Source organism: Pseudomonas sp. SIMBA_067, assembly GCF_046534675.1.
GTDB classification, from domain to species: domain Bacteria; phylum Pseudomonadota; class Gammaproteobacteria; order Pseudomonadales; family Pseudomonadaceae; genus Aquipseudomonas; species Aquipseudomonas putida.
The window spans coordinates 1-235 of the sequence record NZ_JAWRYH010001370.1; the positions used below are offsets into that span (position 1 = coordinate 1).

The 235-nt window shown below is 49.8% G+C and carries 2 tRNA genes; both read right to left on the reverse strand.

From position 1 onward, the window contains the following. Window positions 1–42: 42 nt before the first annotated feature. Window positions 43–127, reverse strand: a tRNA-Leu gene (locus tag SB765_RS33830). Between the two features lie 9 nt (window positions 128–136). Beyond that, window positions 137–213: transfer RNA gene (locus SB765_RS33835), tRNA-Met, on the reverse strand. Window positions 214–235 lie beyond the last annotated feature (22 nt).

The window sequence follows — 235 nt, forward strand, 5'->3', positions numbered from 1 at the left end:
AGTTAGCGATAAAACGCTTCTCGTACAACGCTTTCTGGTGAATGGTGCGGGAGGCGAGACTTGAACTCGCACACCTTGCGGCGCCAGAACCTAAATCTGGTGCGTCTACCAATTTCGCCACTCCCGCAAAAAAAGATGGTGGCTACGACGGGATTCGAACCTGTGACCCCATCATTATGAGTGATGTGCTCTAACCAACTGAGCTACGTAGCCATCTTTTTTTTCGCGATACCTT